The 14,772-nt window shown below is 63.9% G+C and carries 15 protein-coding genes and 1 tRNA gene; 8 read left to right on the forward strand and 8 right to left on the reverse strand.

Annotated features, from left to right (window positions below; all coding sequences use genetic code 11):
* Positions 1-27: 27 nt before the first annotated feature.
* From PF66_RS23410 to PF66_RS23435, 6 genes are all read left to right on the forward strand, one after another.
* Positions 28-1,128 (forward strand): serine hydrolase domain-containing protein, encoded by a 1,101-nt coding sequence (locus PF66_RS23410; protein ID WP_054063957.1) that lies wholly within the window; start codon positions 28-30, stop codon positions 1,126-1,128.
* Positions 1,125-1,454 carry a hypothetical protein gene (locus tag PF66_RS23415; RefSeq protein ID WP_054058921.1) on the forward strand — a complete coding sequence of 110 codons (330 nt, stop codon included), beginning with the start codon at positions 1,125-1,127 and terminating at the stop codon, positions 1,452-1,454. Before PF66_RS23410 ends, PF66_RS23415 begins: the two co-directional genes overlap by 4 nt.
* Before the next feature lie 63 nt (positions 1,455-1,517).
* Positions 1,518-2,096 carry a YceI family protein gene (locus tag PF66_RS23420; protein ID WP_054058922.1) on the forward strand — a complete coding sequence of 193 codons (579 nt, stop codon included), beginning with the start codon at positions 1,518-1,520 and terminating at the stop codon, positions 2,094-2,096.
* Between the two features lie 3 nt (positions 2,097-2,099).
* Complete coding sequence (locus PF66_RS23425; protein ID WP_054058923.1) at positions 2,100-3,257, forward strand: phospholipase D-like domain-containing protein; 1,158 nt, start codon at positions 2,100-2,102, stop codon at positions 3,255-3,257.
* An 80-nt stretch (positions 3,258-3,337) separates the two neighbouring features.
* Complete coding sequence (locus PF66_RS23430; protein WP_054058924.1) at positions 3,338-3,976, forward strand: LysE family translocator; 639 nt, start codon at positions 3,338-3,340, stop codon at positions 3,974-3,976.
* Between the two features lie 79 nt (positions 3,977-4,055).
* On the forward strand, positions 4,056-5,330 hold the full coding sequence (locus tag PF66_RS23435; protein WP_054063958.1) for a GGDEF domain-containing protein: 1,275 nt from the start codon (positions 4,056-4,058) through the stop codon (positions 5,328-5,330).
* 30 nt (positions 5,331-5,360) lie between these two features.
* Here PF66_RS23435 and PF66_RS23440 read toward each other — a convergent pair whose 3' ends face one another.
* The 6 genes from PF66_RS23440 to PF66_RS23465 form a co-directional block, all read right to left on the reverse strand.
* A complete protein-coding gene (locus PF66_RS23440) occupies positions 5,361-5,660 on the reverse strand; it encodes a helix-turn-helix domain-containing protein (RefSeq protein WP_054063959.1) in 300 nt (99 codons plus the stop codon).
* A 90-nt stretch (positions 5,661-5,750) separates the two neighbouring features.
* A tRNA-Gly gene (locus PF66_RS23445) sits at positions 5,751-5,824 on the reverse strand.
* A 263-nt stretch (positions 5,825-6,087) separates the two neighbouring features.
* On the reverse strand, positions 6,088-6,975 hold the full coding sequence (locus PF66_RS23450) for an alpha/beta fold hydrolase (protein WP_054063960.1): 888 nt from the start codon (positions 6,973-6,975) through the stop codon (positions 6,088-6,090).
* Between the two features lie 310 nt (positions 6,976-7,285).
* Positions 7,286-7,978 (reverse strand): pseudouridine synthase, encoded by a 693-nt coding sequence (locus tag PF66_RS23455; RefSeq protein WP_054058928.1) that lies wholly within the window; start codon positions 7,976-7,978, stop codon positions 7,286-7,288.
* Positions 7,979-8,016: 38 nt separating this feature from the next.
* Positions 8,017-8,229, reverse strand: coding sequence for a cysteine-rich CWC family protein (locus PF66_RS23460; RefSeq protein WP_054058929.1), 213 nt, complete (start codon positions 8,227-8,229; stop codon positions 8,017-8,019).
* Positions 8,222-9,712, reverse strand: a complete 1,491-nt coding sequence (locus tag PF66_RS23465) for a sensor domain-containing diguanylate cyclase (protein ID WP_054058930.1) — start codon at positions 9,710-9,712, stop codon at positions 8,222-8,224. The genes PF66_RS23460 and PF66_RS23465 overlap by 8 nt, the downstream gene beginning before the upstream one ends.
* A 175-nt stretch (positions 9,713-9,887) precedes the next feature.
* On the opposite strand from PF66_RS23465, the gene PF66_RS23470 reads away from it, so the two are divergent.
* Positions 9,888-10,739 (forward strand): cache domain-containing protein, encoded by an 852-nt coding sequence (locus tag PF66_RS23470; protein WP_054058931.1) that lies wholly within the window; start codon positions 9,888-9,890, stop codon positions 10,737-10,739.
* A 161-nt stretch (positions 10,740-10,900) separates the two neighbouring features.
* On the opposite strand, the gene PF66_RS23475 is transcribed toward PF66_RS23470, so the two are convergent.
* Entirely contained in the window at positions 10,901-12,418 is a 1,518-nt protein-coding gene (locus PF66_RS23475) for an MDR family MFS transporter (RefSeq protein WP_054063961.1), read from the reverse strand.
* Between the two features lie 84 nt (positions 12,419-12,502).
* Positions 12,503-13,687, reverse strand: a complete 1,185-nt coding sequence (gene pobA / locus PF66_RS23480) for a 4-hydroxybenzoate 3-monooxygenase (protein ID WP_054063962.1) — start codon at positions 13,685-13,687, stop codon at positions 12,503-12,505.
* Positions 13,688-13,849: 162 nt separating this feature from the next.
* Between pobA and PF66_RS23485 the strand changes: the two genes are divergently transcribed.
* Positions 13,850-14,728, forward strand: coding sequence for a helix-turn-helix domain-containing protein (locus PF66_RS23485; protein WP_054063963.1), 879 nt, complete (start codon positions 13,850-13,852; stop codon positions 14,726-14,728).
* Positions 14,729-14,772: the final 44 nt, after the last annotated feature.

The following is a 14,772-nucleotide window of genomic DNA, read 5'->3' on the forward strand; positions in this document are numbered from 1 at the left end:
CCAAAGCTATTTCTCCGAGCTCGCCCAATGTCCAGGGGTTCGACCTTCCTTGCGGTTTTCCTGCTGTGTATCACCGCCATCGCCCGTGCCGAGAGCTGGCCTGGTGCTCAATGGGCCCCAGGTCCGCAGGCCGCCGGCCCTGCTGTTGAGGCCCTGCAGGCCTATGCCTTTGCGGCACGGGATGACAGCAGCCGAAAAGGCGTGCGCACCGATGCCCTGCTGGTGATCCGGCACGGACAGATCGTCTACGAGCGTTATGCCGGGCCGACCCGTGTCGATACGCCGCACCTGACCTGGTCGATCAGCAAGAGCATCATGGCCACGGTCCTGGGCGTCGCCTATGGCGAAGGCCTGTTCCAGTTGCACGATCCGGTGGCGAGGTTCTACCCCGCGTTCCAGGCGCACCCCAAGGTGACCCTGGAGCATCTGTTGAACTGGTCGTCGGGCATCGACTGGCAGGAAGACTATGAATATGCCCCGCTCAACTCCTCGGTGGTGGCGATGTTGTACACCCTCGGTCATGCCGACATGGCCGGCTATACCGCCGCGCAGGCTGAATACGCGGTGCCCGGTCGCTCCTTCCGTTATTCCAGCGGCGACAGCAATGCCCTGGCGGCGGCCCTGCGCGGGATCGTCGGTGAGCAGCGTTACCCGGGCTATCCCTGGACCGCGCTGTTCGATCCGCTGGGCATCCGGGGGGCGGTCTGGGAGCGAGATGGCAGCGGCACCTTCGTCGCTTCGTCCTATGCCTATCTGACGGCCCGCGACCTGGCGCGCATCGGTCTGCTGATGGAGCGCGACGGTCGCTGGCAGGACCGGCAACTGTTGCCCAGGGCCTGGGTGGAGTTCAATCGCCGGGCGTTTGCCGGTTACAAGCCCGGGCAGGATGAAGCGGTGGGCGGTGGCCAGTGGTGGCTCAATCGCTCGATCGACGGCGCGCGCAAGCCTTGGCCGGACGCGCCTTCCGACACCTTCGCCGCCCTCGGGCACTGGGGCCAGGCGCTGTACATCATTCCCAGCGCGGGCCTGGTGATCGTGCGGTACGGCGATGACCGCGATGGCAGTTATCGGCACAACGAACTGCTCAGGCTGGCCATGGCGGCTTTCGGGCCGAAGGTGTTGCCATGAGGTCCACCCGCTTCGTTCGTCGTCACCCGTTCATCAGCCTGCTGGTGTTGCTGCTGGTGGCGCTGCTCGGCTGGATCTGGCACGAGCGCGTGGCCCTGCGTGCGTTCCCGCAGATCATCAGCGCCTATACCGCCAAGGAGTATTGTTCCTGCCGGTATGTGATGGACAACACCGTCGACTATTGCCTGGGTTATGTGAAGCAATCGGTGCCGGTCAGTCGCCTGCTGGATGACCCGCGCCAACGCCGGGTCAGCGTCGAGGGTCTGGGGCGCGAGGCCACGGCCGTCTGGGTGAACGAACGCGAAGGCTGCCGGCTCAAACCCTGAACACCGTTTACTGGCGCCCTCTTGGCCGGGTAAGGTGGCGCCTACGTTCAATCAGGAGCTTGCATGCACCGGTCCCGCCTTTTTCTGGCCCTGCTCGGGGTGCTGGCCTTGCCGGCCCACGCCAACTGGTATCTGGACAACGAGTCCTCACGCCTGTCGTTTGTCAGCACCAAGAATGCCGATATTTCTGAAGTGCATCGTTTCCTGACCTTGCACGGCAAGGTCGATCGCCAGGGCGTGGCAACCCTCGATGTCGAGCTGGAGTCGGTCAGCACCGGGATTCCCCTGCGTGATGAGCGCCTGCGGCGCGAGCTGTTCGAGATCAGGCAGTATCCCGAGGCGCAGGTCACTGCGCAGATCAACGTCCAGCCGATCAACGACCTGGCGCCCGGCGCCCAACTGGAACTGCGTCTGCCGCTGGTGGTACGCCTGCATGGCAAGGAGCACAGCTACAACGCCGAACTGCTGGCAACCCGTCTCGACGACCGTCGCTTCCAGGTGGTGACCCTGGAGCCGCTGGTGGTGCACGCCGAGGACTTCGGCCTGCTGCCTGGCCTTGCGCAGTTGCGCAAGCTCGCCGGCCTGTCGGCCATCAGTCTGTCGGTACCGGTGGGTGCGGTACTGATTTTCACGGCGCGCTGAACCATGGCCGGTGCGGTCTTTCCCTGGCGCAGCGACAATGCCTTCGAGCTGTTGGTCGACGGGCCGGCGTTTTTCCCGCGCATGCTGGTGGCGATCGCCAGGGCCGAATCCCGGGTCGAGCTGGAACTCTATCTGGTCGAGGCCGGCGAGTGCGCCGATGCGATGGTCCAGGCGCTGGTCCAGGCTGCCGAGCGGGGGGTGCGGGTGCGCTGCCTGTTCGATGACTATGGCAGCCTTGCCTTCACCCTGAGCCTGCGCCGACGGCTGGTCGAGGCCGGTGTCGAACTGCGCTTCTACAACCGCCTGCGCTGGCGCCGCGGGATGCGTAACCTGTATCGCGATCACCGTAAGCTGTTGCTGGTGGACAGCACCCTGGCGGTGGTCGGCGGTACGGGCGTCACCGATGAATTCTGGACCCCGAGGGACGACCGTTTCGAATGGCATGAGGTCATGGTGCAGATTCGCGGTCCGCTGGTTCTCGACTGGCAGTTGCTGTTCGACCGTCAATGGCTGGCCAACGAACAGCGCACGGCCTGGAAACCGTTCGCCGATGTCGGCCTGCCGCGCCTGCCGAGGTTGCCTCCAGCCGGGCAGGGCCTGGGCCGGGTGGCCTATGCCGACGCCCGGCAGCATCGCGATATCCTGCAATCGCTGGTACGCGCACTGAACAGCGGCAAGCAGCGGATCTGGCTGGCAACCCCGTATTTCCTGCCGACCTGGAAGGTCCGGCGTTCGCTGCGCCGGGCCGCCCAGCGCGGAGTTGACGTGCGGCTGCTGCTGACAGGGCCGCGTACTGACCACCCCTCGGTGCGTTACGCCGGCCATCGCTACTATCCTCGCCTGCTGAGGGCCGGCGTGCGGATCTTCGAGTACCAGCCCTGTTTCCTGCACCTGAAAATGGTGCTGGTCGACGACTGGGTCAGCATCGGCTCGTGCAATTTCGATCACTGGAACCTGCGCTTCAACCTGGAGGCCAATCTCGAGGCCCTTGACCCATCCCTGACCGCGGCGGTCAAGGCCAGCTTCGTCGCCGACTTCGACCTCAGCCAGCCGGTCAGTCTCGCCGACTGGAAGAAGCGGCCGCTGTGGCGTCGGGTCAAGCAGCGGGTATGGGGCTGGATCGACCGCCTGGTGGTGAACGTACTGGACCGACGCAACTGATCGTTGTCACTTCAGGGTATTGCGACGGGTTGACCTGGGATAGACTCCAGGCTATCCCTCCTCCTGCCGCGGAGCCTTCTATGACCCCTTCGTTGCTCATGGCCGTTCTCGCCTCGGGTTTCATTTATGGCATCACTCCAGGCCCTGGTGTGCTGGCGGTGTTCGGCATCGGTGCGGCGCGGGGACGACGGGCCGGGGCAGGGTTCCTTTGCGGTCATCTGCTGGGCGACGTGATCTGGTGCGGCACGGCTCTGGTCGCGATCGTCGGGGCGCGGGAAATCGGCAGCGGCGCCTTCGATGTGCTCGGTGTCATCAGCGGCCTCTACCTGTTCTGGCTCGGCTGGCGGGCGTTGCGCAGCCGCCGGGCCAATGGTGAAACGCCCCAGGGTGCGGCCCGGCAGCCGTTCTGGCACGGCATCCTGTTCGGCCTGACCAATCCCAAGGCCTACCCGGTGGCGGTCGCGACCTTTACCGCGCTGCTTTCCAGCCGTGCCGAACTGCTGACCTGGTCGATGCTGCCGGGGCTGATTTTTCTCAGTTTCCTGGGCGGGGTCGCGGCATACGCTATTCTCATCGGTGTCGTCGGTGCGCAACGGGTGCGGGTGTTGTACCAGCGACATGAATTGACGATCACGCGTTTGTGTGGGGTGATGTTCATCGGCTTTGCCATAAATGCACTGACTCACGCGTTGCCGGGGTTGTTGCCGAACAGGGCTTGAGTCGACGGCGCGGGGCAGGACGCCGGGATATTCCAAGGGACAGATACTGACGCTTAATTTTTCGGGCGATGTCTTCCTGATGGAAAGCAGAACTGTCACACCGGTTTCCAGCTTTTTCGACCTGCTGCTCGATGCGGTGTGTGCCGTCGACGTCGAGGGGCGCTTCGTGTTCGTCAGCGCCGCTTGCGAGCGGATCTTCGGCTACACCCCGGCCGAACTGATCGGCACTTCGATGATCGAGCTGGTACTGCCTGCCGACCGTGAGCGCACCCTCAACGCCGCCGCGCAGATCATGGCCGGCGAGCCCAAGCCGCATTTCGAAAACCGCTACGTGCGCAAGGATGGCCAGGTGGTGCATATCATGTGGTCGGCGCGCTGGTCGGAGGTCGACCAACTGCGCATCGCCGTTGCCCGCGATATCACCGAGCTCAAGCTGGCCGAGGCGAAGCAGGCGGCGCTTTACGCGATTTCCGAGGCCGCCCATGCGACCGAAGACCTGTTGGCGCTGTTCGAGCGGGTGCACCAGATCGTTGGCGAGTGGCTGCCGGCGCAGAGTTTCTGTGTGGCGCTGTACGACGGTGCGCGTGACCAGTTGAGCTTTCCCTACCACATGGACGACCGCCGCACGCCGTGCAACGTCGACGGTCATTGCGCGCAGATCGTGCGCAGCGGTCAGCCGTTGCTGTACAACGAAGCCGAAGCACCTTGCCTCGGTGTTCCCCTGGCCTCGCAGAACGGCATCATCGGTGCGCTGCTGGCCAGGAGTTCGGCGGGCGAACGCTATACCGGGCACGACCAGGACCTGCTGCAGTTCGTTTCCGCCCAGGTGGCGGCGGCCATCGAACGCAAGCAGTTGCATGCCCGGCTGCAGTACATGGCCCGTTATGACCAACTGACTCACCTGCCCAATCGCGGCTTTCTGCAGGAGCGCCTGAAGGCGGCGCTGAGCAGGGCGCGCCGGGAACACAGGCAACTGGCATTGCTGTATGTCGACCTGGACAAGTTCAAGCAGGTCAACGACAACTTCGGCCATGCGGTCGGCGACCTTCTGCTCCAGGAGGTCGCCCGGCGCCTGCAGCAATGCGTGCGTGAAACCGACACCGTGGCGCGGATCGGCGGCGATGAATTCGTCATCCTGCTGGAACAGTTGCACCTGGGCGAATCGGCGGCGCAGGTCGCCGACAAGATCCGCAGCCTGCTCAACGAACCGATGATCTGGGACGAGTGCGAACTGAGCATCATGCCCAGTATCGGCATTGCCCTGTATCCGGAGAACGGCGAGGAGGCGCAACAGCTGTTCAAGCACGCGGATGAAGCGATGTATGGGGTAAAGCGTGGAGTGCGGGTGCACTGAGCCTTGAGCGTGCAATTCCCACGCTAGTGCTCAGGCGCGGGCTATATCCGTCACTGGTATCAGGCGAATTTCCACCCGTTGTCCCAGCGCGCGCGCGGCGTTGGACAGGGTGGCGAGTGTCATGCCCGCATCATTCTGATCCAGCGCCCGATCCACCGCCTTGCGGCTGGTGTGCATCCTTTCAGCCAGGGCCTTCTTGCTCATCCGTTGTGTTTTCATCAGTTCGGTGAGCTGCCAGGCAATAACGCGTTTGAGTGCCGCTGCGCAGACTTCGTCCGCAATTTCTTCTTGCAGAAAATCGTCGAAATCAGAGCCGATATGCTTGTTCATGTGCCACCTCGAATAAAAAAACCGGCTTCCATGAGCCGGTTTTTTTATGTCTTCATCGCCACTGTGGGCAACGTCGGACCTGATGCGATCTGGAGCGGGTAGAGGGAATCGAACCCTCAACTAAAGCTTGGGAAGCTTTCGTTTTACCACTAAACTATACCCGCTTTTTACATGTCTCTCTGCTCACCGAAGCGGCTTGTCCGAACGAAAACACGGGTTATCAGTTCGGACCGCTTGCGTGATGCCATTTCATGACACCCGCTCGGGTGGCCACTTTGTACCAGATGTTGCCGCGCAATTGAAGTTTTTCTTTGAAAATCTGTGTTTTAGCGGATGTTTCAGCTGCGAACCGCACCGGGGCTGATCACGGGCAAACGGCTGCAGGCCGGGGTGTTCCTGGCCGACCGTTGCCCGTGACCTGGCCTGCTCACATGGCTTGCGCATGGTGCTCCTGGACGTACCGGTAGTAGCGCGCCCGGCTTTCCTGGTGGCTGGGCTTGAGAAAGCCGAGCAGCGCGTGACGGGTGTCACGGCAGGCGGACTTGTGCTCCATGTCGAGGAAATGGCCGGCCGTGGCAATGGTGCTGAAGTGGCTCTGGCGCACATGCCTGCCGAACTGCCGGGCATCCTCGGGTGTGGTGTACTCGTCCCATTCGCCGTTCACGAACAGGACCGGGATGTCGATCCTGCTCGCCGACTTCAGGCAGCCCTGGCGATCGCTTTCGAGCACTTCGCGGATGTGGAAGTGCATCTGGCCATATTCATGCTCGGCCAGGCTGCTGACATGCCGAAAGTTGAAGCGCTTGAACAGCGATGGCAGATGCTTGCCGATGGTGCTGTTGACCAGTTGGGCGATCTGGGCGCGGTCACAGGCTCCCAGGTGTTGGACGCCACGCTCCAGGTAGTCGCGCATCGGCTCGTTGATCACCGGCGAAAACGAGCTGATCACCGCCTTCTCGATGCGCCGTGGCCGTTCGGCCAGGGCGACCAGGGTGGCGGCGCCGCCCCAGGAGAACGACATCACGTGCTCGGCGGCGAAGTGGTCGATCAATTCCAGCAGAATCTGCCCCTCGATTGCCCGGGTGAGCATCTTCTCGTGGTGGTTGTGCGGCCGGGACCGGCCGGCGTAGGGCTGGTCGTAGCACACGACGTTGTACTGCGGGTGCAGGTTTTTCACGGTCTGGGCAAATGACGCAGTCGTGGCCATCGAGCCGTTGACCAGGATAATGGTCTTTTCCGCGGCATCCGCGCGATAGAACTCCGTGTAAACCCGATACTGACCCTGTATATCCAACACAGCGATTTCTGGCGTCATGTCAAAGACTCCTGGCAAGCGGGTATGCGCGCAACTGACTGTGCACGAGATATATGACAGGTAGGCATTTGCCTGGAATTTTCAGCCCATGCCGGTCCGGTGACGCGCTGGCCGGCGGGTGTTGTTATAGGCGGGCAATCGGTCGGAAAACCACGGCTGGCAAGCCCTGGCGCCGACGAAAAGTTTTTTGCAGCTAGGCGGTGACCTGTCAGTCATTTTTTGGCTGACGGACTGATTCAAGCAGTGGTCCGGCGATTTCGCAAGGAGCGATTTGGCATAAGCGCCTCACTTCTGCTCAACGGTAGGTGACTCAGACCAGGGCGATTTCCTCGGCCGTCAGCGGGCGGTATTGCCCGGGGGCGAGCGCGTCGTCGAGCACCAGCGGACCCATGCGTTCGCGGTGCAGGCGCAGGACCTTGTTATCGAAGTGGCCGAACATCCGCTTGACCTGGTGATAGCGGCCTTCGACGATGCTCAGCCGGGCGCTGCGCGGCCCCAGTCGTTGCAGTTCGGCGGGTTGGGTGGTGAGGTCTTCGAAGGCGAAGTACAGGCCTCGGGCGAACGTCTCGGCGTACTGCGCGCCGATCTCCTGCTCGGTTTCCACGTAATAGACCTTGGGCAGCTTGGTCTCTGGCCGGGTCAGGCGCCTGGACCACTGGCCGTCGTTGGTCAGCAGCATCAGGCCGGTGGTGTTGAAGTCCAGGCGCCCGGCGATGTGCAACTCGTCGACATCCGGTTCCTCGAGCAGGTCGAGCACGGTGCGGTGCTGCGGGTCGCGGGTCGCGCTGACACACCCCGTGGGTTTGTGCAGCATGAAATAGCGTGCCGGGCGGCCGGCCTGCAGGACCTCGTCGTCCACCTCGACCCGGCTGAATTCGCGCACTTCGTGGTGTGGATCAGCGGTGACCAGGCCGTCGACCCGTACCCGCCGTTCCGCCAGCAGCAGGCGGACCTGCTGGCGATTGAAGCGGGGCAGGTTGCTGAGGAATCGGTCCAGGCGCATGGAGGGATGATCGCGGGAAAACGGGCCGGCATTCTACGTCATGATGGCGGCGGCTGCTTCAGCTGTTCATCCACCTGGGCGCAGCGCGGGCACAGGCAGGCGGCGTTGCGCAGTTCGGCGGGCAGGGCCTCGAGCACGGCCGGGTCGATCCTGACGCTGTAGCACCAGCAGGGCCGGGTTGCGGTGCGCGGATCGGCCAGGGTGCAGTCATTGCGCGCACCGCAGGCGGGGCAGAGGCTGGCGTCAGGCATGGGCGGGGATCGCCACGTCGCTGCAGACACGGTTGCGCCCACTCTGCTTGGCCCGGTACAGCGCCTGGTCGGCGCGGGCCAGCAGGGTGTGCAGGGTATCGTCGGTGTGCAGTGAAGTCAGACCGATGCTGACGGTCAGGTGCAGGCTCTTGCCGTTGTAGCCGTAGCGTTGCTGTTCGATGTGCTGGCGAATCTTCTCGGCGATCAGATGGGCGCTGGCGCTATCGGTGTCCTTGAGCAGGACGATGAATTCCTCGCCACCCCAGCGGCAGATGATGTCCGACTGGCGCAGGCAGCTTTCCAGGTGTCGGGCGAAGCCGCTCAGCACCACGTCGCCGGCCAGGTGGCCATGGCTGTCGTTGAGCTGCTTGAAGTGGTCCAGGTCCAGCAGCAAGGCGGTCAGCGGCTTGGGCTCGCGCTGGGCCTCGTTGAGGGCCTGGGCCGCCAGCAGGTCGAAACCGCGACGGTTGGGCAGGCCGGTGAGGCTGTCCTGGGTGGCCAGGGCCTGGATCTTGCGCTGGTAGCGATGTATCACGCGATTGAGCAGGGCCAGCACGATCAGGGTCACCACCAGGCAGATCAGCAGGTTCAGGTACAGCGACTGGCGAATGCCGCTGAGGGCGCCGTCCTCGCGCTTGTCGACGAACAGGTACCAGTTCAGTTCCGGAATGAAGCGCACATTGAGGAAGTGCTTCTTGCCGTCCGGCTCGGCGTATTCATAGCTGCCGTCGTGAGGCTTGGGCAGCTTGGCCTGCAGGTTCTGCAGGCTTTGCAGATGGTTCAGCGACTGGCCGACCCGGGCGCCCTCGGGGCCGCCGTCGGCACCGGTGAGCACCAGGCGGCCGAAGTTGTCGACGAAGTACACGCTGCGCTGATAGCGCTGCTGGTACTTGTCGATCAGCTTGACCACCGCGTCGACCGTCAGGCCGACTCCGGCCGCGCCGATGAAGTTTTCCTGGTAGTCGAACACCTTGTAGTTGATGAAGAACGTCAGGCTGTCATGGTTGGCCATGTCCGGGTCGACGTTGATCTCGTAGGGTTCCTTCATGTCCCGCACACGGAAGTACCAGAGGTCGCGTGGCTCGTTGCTGCGCACTTTTTTCAGCACGCCCTTGGCTTGGTAGTAGGTCAGGTTGCTGTTGGAAACGAAGAAGGCGGTATAGGCGCCGTAATGGGTCATGACCTCGTTGAGGTAGCGGGTCATCTGCTGCGGGTCGCGCTCACCGGCCATGACCCAGTCGCGCAGGAAGGTGTCGCGGGCCATCATCGAGGAGATCAGGATGGGCCGTACCAGGTCCTTCTGGATCTCCGAGTAGACCGTGTCGGAGGTCAGCGGCAGTTCGGTATTGATGATGCCGTCGCGGATCGAGGCCCGCGAGGCGTAGTAGCTGAGCAGCGAGGTGGCCAGGAAGCCGCAGCCGAGCAGAGCGATCAGTGTCACGACCAGGGAGCGTTGCGAGTAGATCACGGAGCGAAACGGCATCACGATTCCATCGGCGGGTGTGCGATGGACGCATTCTAGTGCGGCCTCTGGAAAATAACCGCTCAATTTTGACGGCTATCCGCGGCTGTCGAGGCGACCCCTGTCTGCTGAATGCTTCCGTATAGGCCGCGACGGTCTACGCTGCTGGCAGATCAACAGGAAGGGGGACTGCACCATGGGGTTGGGTTTGATTCGGGCCTTGTCGGGCTGTCTGATGATGCTGTTGTGCCTGGGACCGGTGCTGGCGGCGACCGCGTCGGACGATCAGGCGCCGGCGGCCAGGGCCCTGCTGGAAAAGGCTCTGGCCTATTACCGCGAGCAGGGCGACAAGGCGTTTGCCGCCTTCAGCCGCCAGGGCGAGTTCGTCGACCAGGATCGTTATGTCTTCGTGGTCGATACCCATGGGGTGATGCTGGCCAGTGGCGGACCGTCCTCGGCGCTGATCGGTCGGGACGTTTCCGAGGTGCTCGGTGCGGATTTGCGCGAGGCGTTCAAGGCCGCTCTGAACACGCCGGAAAACGCTGGAATCCGGGAGGCCGAATATCGTTGGCGGAACTGGAAGGATGGCAAGGTCGAGCGCAAGCGGGTGTTCTACCAGCGGGTCGGCGAGCGCATCCTGGCGGTCGGCTACTACCTGCCCCGGGCGTCGGCGCAGGAGGCCAGGGCATTTCTGGCCCGGGCGGCGACCGAACTGGACAGGGACCGCCAGGGGTTGCTCGATGAGATCAACGCCCTGCCGGGCGGTTTCCTGCAGGATGACCTGTATGTCTTCGTGGTGGATCTCAAGACCCGTCGATACCTGGCCCATGGCACCAATCAGCGTCTGGTCAATACCGATTTCGCCAAGGTCCGGGACCCCGACGGCAAGCCGGTGGGAGAACCGATCCTGGCGTTGATGAACAGGCAGGCGGAGGGCGAGTACGAGTATCGCTGGAAGAACCCGGTGACCGGCAAGGTCGAAAACAAGCACACCTACCTCAAGCGGGTCGGGCAGGTGCTGGTGGCGGTCGGGTACTACCGCCCCTGAAGTCGAGTCTATCGACTGCCCCGGGTGGGAGCCGGCTCCCACCCGGGGCGACCCCGGACTGGCGTCCGGCTCGTGCCCTGTAGGAACCCGGCTTGCCGGCGAATACGTCCGCAAGCCCTGCCCAGGGGAGGCCATCGCCACAAGCCGATACCAGAGCCCCTTCAGCGGGCCTTGTCCTCCCGCCCACGCAATACCCGGTTGGGCATGGCGATCGCCGCGGCCAGCCCGAGCAGGGCAACCCCGGCGCTGATCAGCAGCAGATGGCGGAAGGTCAGCAGCAACTCGGCCCGCAGGGCTTGCCGGGCCGGACCGGTGGCGGCGTTGAGGCCGTCGAGCAGGGCATTGCCCGCGCTGCCTTCGCCGAGCACCGCGCCGCTGGCCAGATGGGTCAGGCCCGAGCCCTGCACCAGGGCCAGCAGCAGCGCCGACATCAGCGCCACGCCCACGGCGCCACCCAGTGAGCGGAACAGGTTGGTGGTGCTGGTGGCAACGCCGATATCGCGCTGTTCCACCGAGTTCTGGGTGCCCACCAGCGAGGTCGGGAATTGCAGGCCGCCGGCAATGCCGCACAGCAGCATGAACAGGCTGCTCAGCAGCACCGCCTGGGGCGCGGTAAAGGCCATGCCGAGAATGGCCAGCGGCATCAGCAGCGCGCCACTGAGGATCAACGGCTTGTAGTAGCCGGTTACCGAGGTCATGCGCCCGGCGAAGTAGGCCCCCATGGGCAGGCCCATCGCCAGCGGCAGCAGGTGCAGTGCCGCACTGTCGGCACCGGCGCCGGTCACGCTCTGCAAGCGCAGCGGCATCAGCACGGTCAGCGAGATCGCCTGAAAGCTGGTGAAGAAGACCGTGCACCAGCACAGCACGGCATTGCGGTTGAGGAACAGGTGCATCGGCAGCAAGGGTTCGAGGGTGCGTCGTTCGTGCAGGACGAACAGCGTCAGGCCGACTGCGGCAATGGCCAGCAGCCCGAGCACATCGCTGTCGCTCCAGTGGTGGCCCTGGCCGATCCGGGTGATGCCCAGCAGCAGGGCGGTCAGGCCGATGACCATCAGCACCGTGCCGAGGTAGTCGATGATCGGCTTGCGCTGCGGCACCGGCAGCCCGACCAGCACCCGGTGGGCGACCCACCAGGCCGTCAGCCCCAGCGGCAGGTTGATCAGGAACACCCAGCGCCATGACAGGTATTGGGTCATGTAGCCGCCCAGCACCGGGCCGGCGACGCTGGCCAGCGCATACATGCTGCTGAAGTAGCCCTGGTAGCGACCGCGTTCCCGCGGCGGCACGACATCGCCGATGATCGCCTGGCTGACCGAAACCATGCCGCCGGCACCGATGCCCTGAATGATCCGCGCCAGCACCAGTTGCTCCATGCTCTGGGCCAGGCCGCAGAACAGCGAGGCCAGGGTGAACAGGCCCATGCCGAACAGCATCAGCCGGCGGCGGCCATAGAGGTCACCGAGCTTGCCGTAGATGGGCACGGCTACGGTCATGGCGACCATGTAGCCGGAAATCACCCAGGCCAGCAGGCCGACATCCTTGAACTGCGCGGAAATGGCCGGCATCGAGACCGCAACGATGGTCTGGTCGAGGGCACCAAGGAAGATCGCCAGCATCAGGGCGATCAGTAGGCTGCGAATCGCCGGCTTCGTCTGGCCGGGCTGATTGAGGTTGGTCACGGTATAACCTGCACGCGGAAGTGGGCCCGCACTCGGGCGGCTGCGCCGGGTGCGGGAATGCGTGTCAGTTTACTCGATAGCTTGCTATTCGATAGCCTCATACGGAAGGCCGACGTAATTTTCCGCGATGGTCCGACGCCCGGCCTCGGAGCTGACGAAGTACTCCAGTTCGGTCTGCTGCAAGCGTTGGCTGAAGGCATCGGTATCGGGGAAACGATGCAGGATCGAGGTCATCCACCAGGAGAAACGCTCGGCTTTCCACACCCGCCGCAGGCAGATCCGCGAATACTGTTCCAGCAACTCACTGCGCCCTTCGCGGTAGACCTTGAGCAGGATATTAAACAGCGTGCTGACGTCGCTGGCCGCCAGATTCAGCCCCTTGGCGCCGGTCGGCGGAACGATGTGGGCGGCGTCGCCGACCAGGAACATCCGGCCGTACTGCATGGGTTCGACCACGAAGCTGCGCAGCGGCGCGATACTCTTCTCGATCGACGGACCGGTGACCAGGCCCCGGGCCAGGCTGTCTGGCAGACGCGCCTTGAGCTCTTCCCAGAAGCGCGCATCGGACCAGTCCTCGACCTTCTCGTCGGCCGGCACCTGCACGTAGTAGCGGGTGCGGGTCGGTGAACGCATGCTGCACAGGGCGAAGCCGCGCTCGTGATTGGCATACACCAGTTCCTCGCTGACCGGCGGCGTGTCGGCGAGAATCCCCAGCCAGCCGAACGGGTAGACCCGCTCGAAGATCTTCAGCGCCTCGGCCGGAATCGACTGCCGCGCCACACCGTGGAAACCGTCGCAGCCAGCGATGTAGTCGCAGTCCAGGCGGTGGGTCTGGCCGTCCTTCTCGTAGGTCAGCCAGGGCGCGTCGGTCTTCATGCCGTGGGGCTGGACGTTGCTGGCGCTGTAGACGGTCCGGGCGCCCGCAGCCTCGCGGGCGGCCATCAGGTCGCGGGTGACCTCGGTCTGGCCGTAGATCATCACGCTCTTGCCGCCGGTCAGGGTCTTGAGGTCGATATGCACCCGGCGTCCGTCGAAGGCCAGCTCGAAGCCGCCATGCACCAGGCCCTCGGCGTCCATCCGGCGATTGACCCCGGCCTGGCGCAACAGATCGACCATGCCCTGTTCCAGCACCCCGGCGCGGATGCGGCCGAGCACGTACTCCGGAGTCTGGCGTTCGATGATCACGGTGTCGATGCCAGCGTTGTGCAGCAACTGGCCGAGCAGCAGGCCGGACGGACCGGCACCGATAATGGCGACTTGAGTTTTCATTGTTGTTCTCTCTGCAAGCTTCACGCGGCGGGCCGGTGAGTAGGTTGTTATGATTTGTGCTTGCATTTTTCGCTTGAAAAAGACGCTTTAGAAGGTGAAAACTGCGCCTTTATCGGTACTTTTCAACAATAAGGGCGATTATCGCCCAAGGCTCGTGCACAGATGGAAAAGCCAGTGACGGCACCGATCCCGGTGTTCAAGCTCTATGGAGAGGACCAGGACTGGATCGCCCCCGACCTGTTGCACTGCGAGACCATTCCCAAGCGCAGCCGCCTGCATCATTGGGAAATCCAGCCGCACCGGCATGCCGATCTGTGCCAGTTGCTGTTTCTGAACAAGGGCCAGGCCCGGGTCGATATCGAGGGGCAGCGCACCACCCTGAATGAATCGGCGATCCAGGTGGTGCCGCCCCTGTGCGTGCACGGCTTTCAGTTTTCCGAGAACATCGACGGCCATGTGCTGACCCTGGCCGCACCGCTGGTGGCGCAACTGCAACAGCAACTGGGCAGTTCGCCGGACGCGCTGGCGCTGGCCGCCAGCTACCCGGCGGGGCGCGACCGGGCCTACCTCAACCGCTTGTTCAGTGCCTTGCAGAGCGAATACGCGGCGAACCAGCCGGCGCGGGACCTGCTCCTGCGCTCGCTGGTCAGCGTGTTGCTGGTGTGGCTCAGTCGCCAGATGATCCGCCGTGAGGCGGCCGGTCAGTCGGCCGGACGAGGGCGCGAGTACCTGAGCCGTTTCAACGGGCTGGTCGAGGCGCATTTTCGCGAGCATCCGACGGTCGAGCAGTTGTCTCACCAGGTGGGGATCTCGGTGGCGCACCTGAACGGCATCTGTCGGGAATGGGCGGGGCAGTCGGCGTTGCAACTGATCCACCAGCGGCTGTTGCTGGAAGCCAAGCGCAACCTGATCTACACGCGCATGAGCGTCAGCCGGGTGGCGGACGAGCTGGGTTTTGCCGACCCGGCCTACTTCGCCCGGTTCTTCCGCCGCATGACCGGGCTTTCGCCCAGCGCCTTTCGCGCCGGGATCGACCGCTAGGCTGTGTACGAAATTGTTTGAAACGCAGGTTAGGCAAGGCAAAA

The sequence above is a fragment of the Pseudomonas asplenii genome (assembly GCF_001293465.1).
Taxonomy (GTDB): domain Bacteria; phylum Pseudomonadota; class Gammaproteobacteria; order Pseudomonadales; family Pseudomonadaceae; genus Aquipseudomonas; species Aquipseudomonas fuscovaginae_B.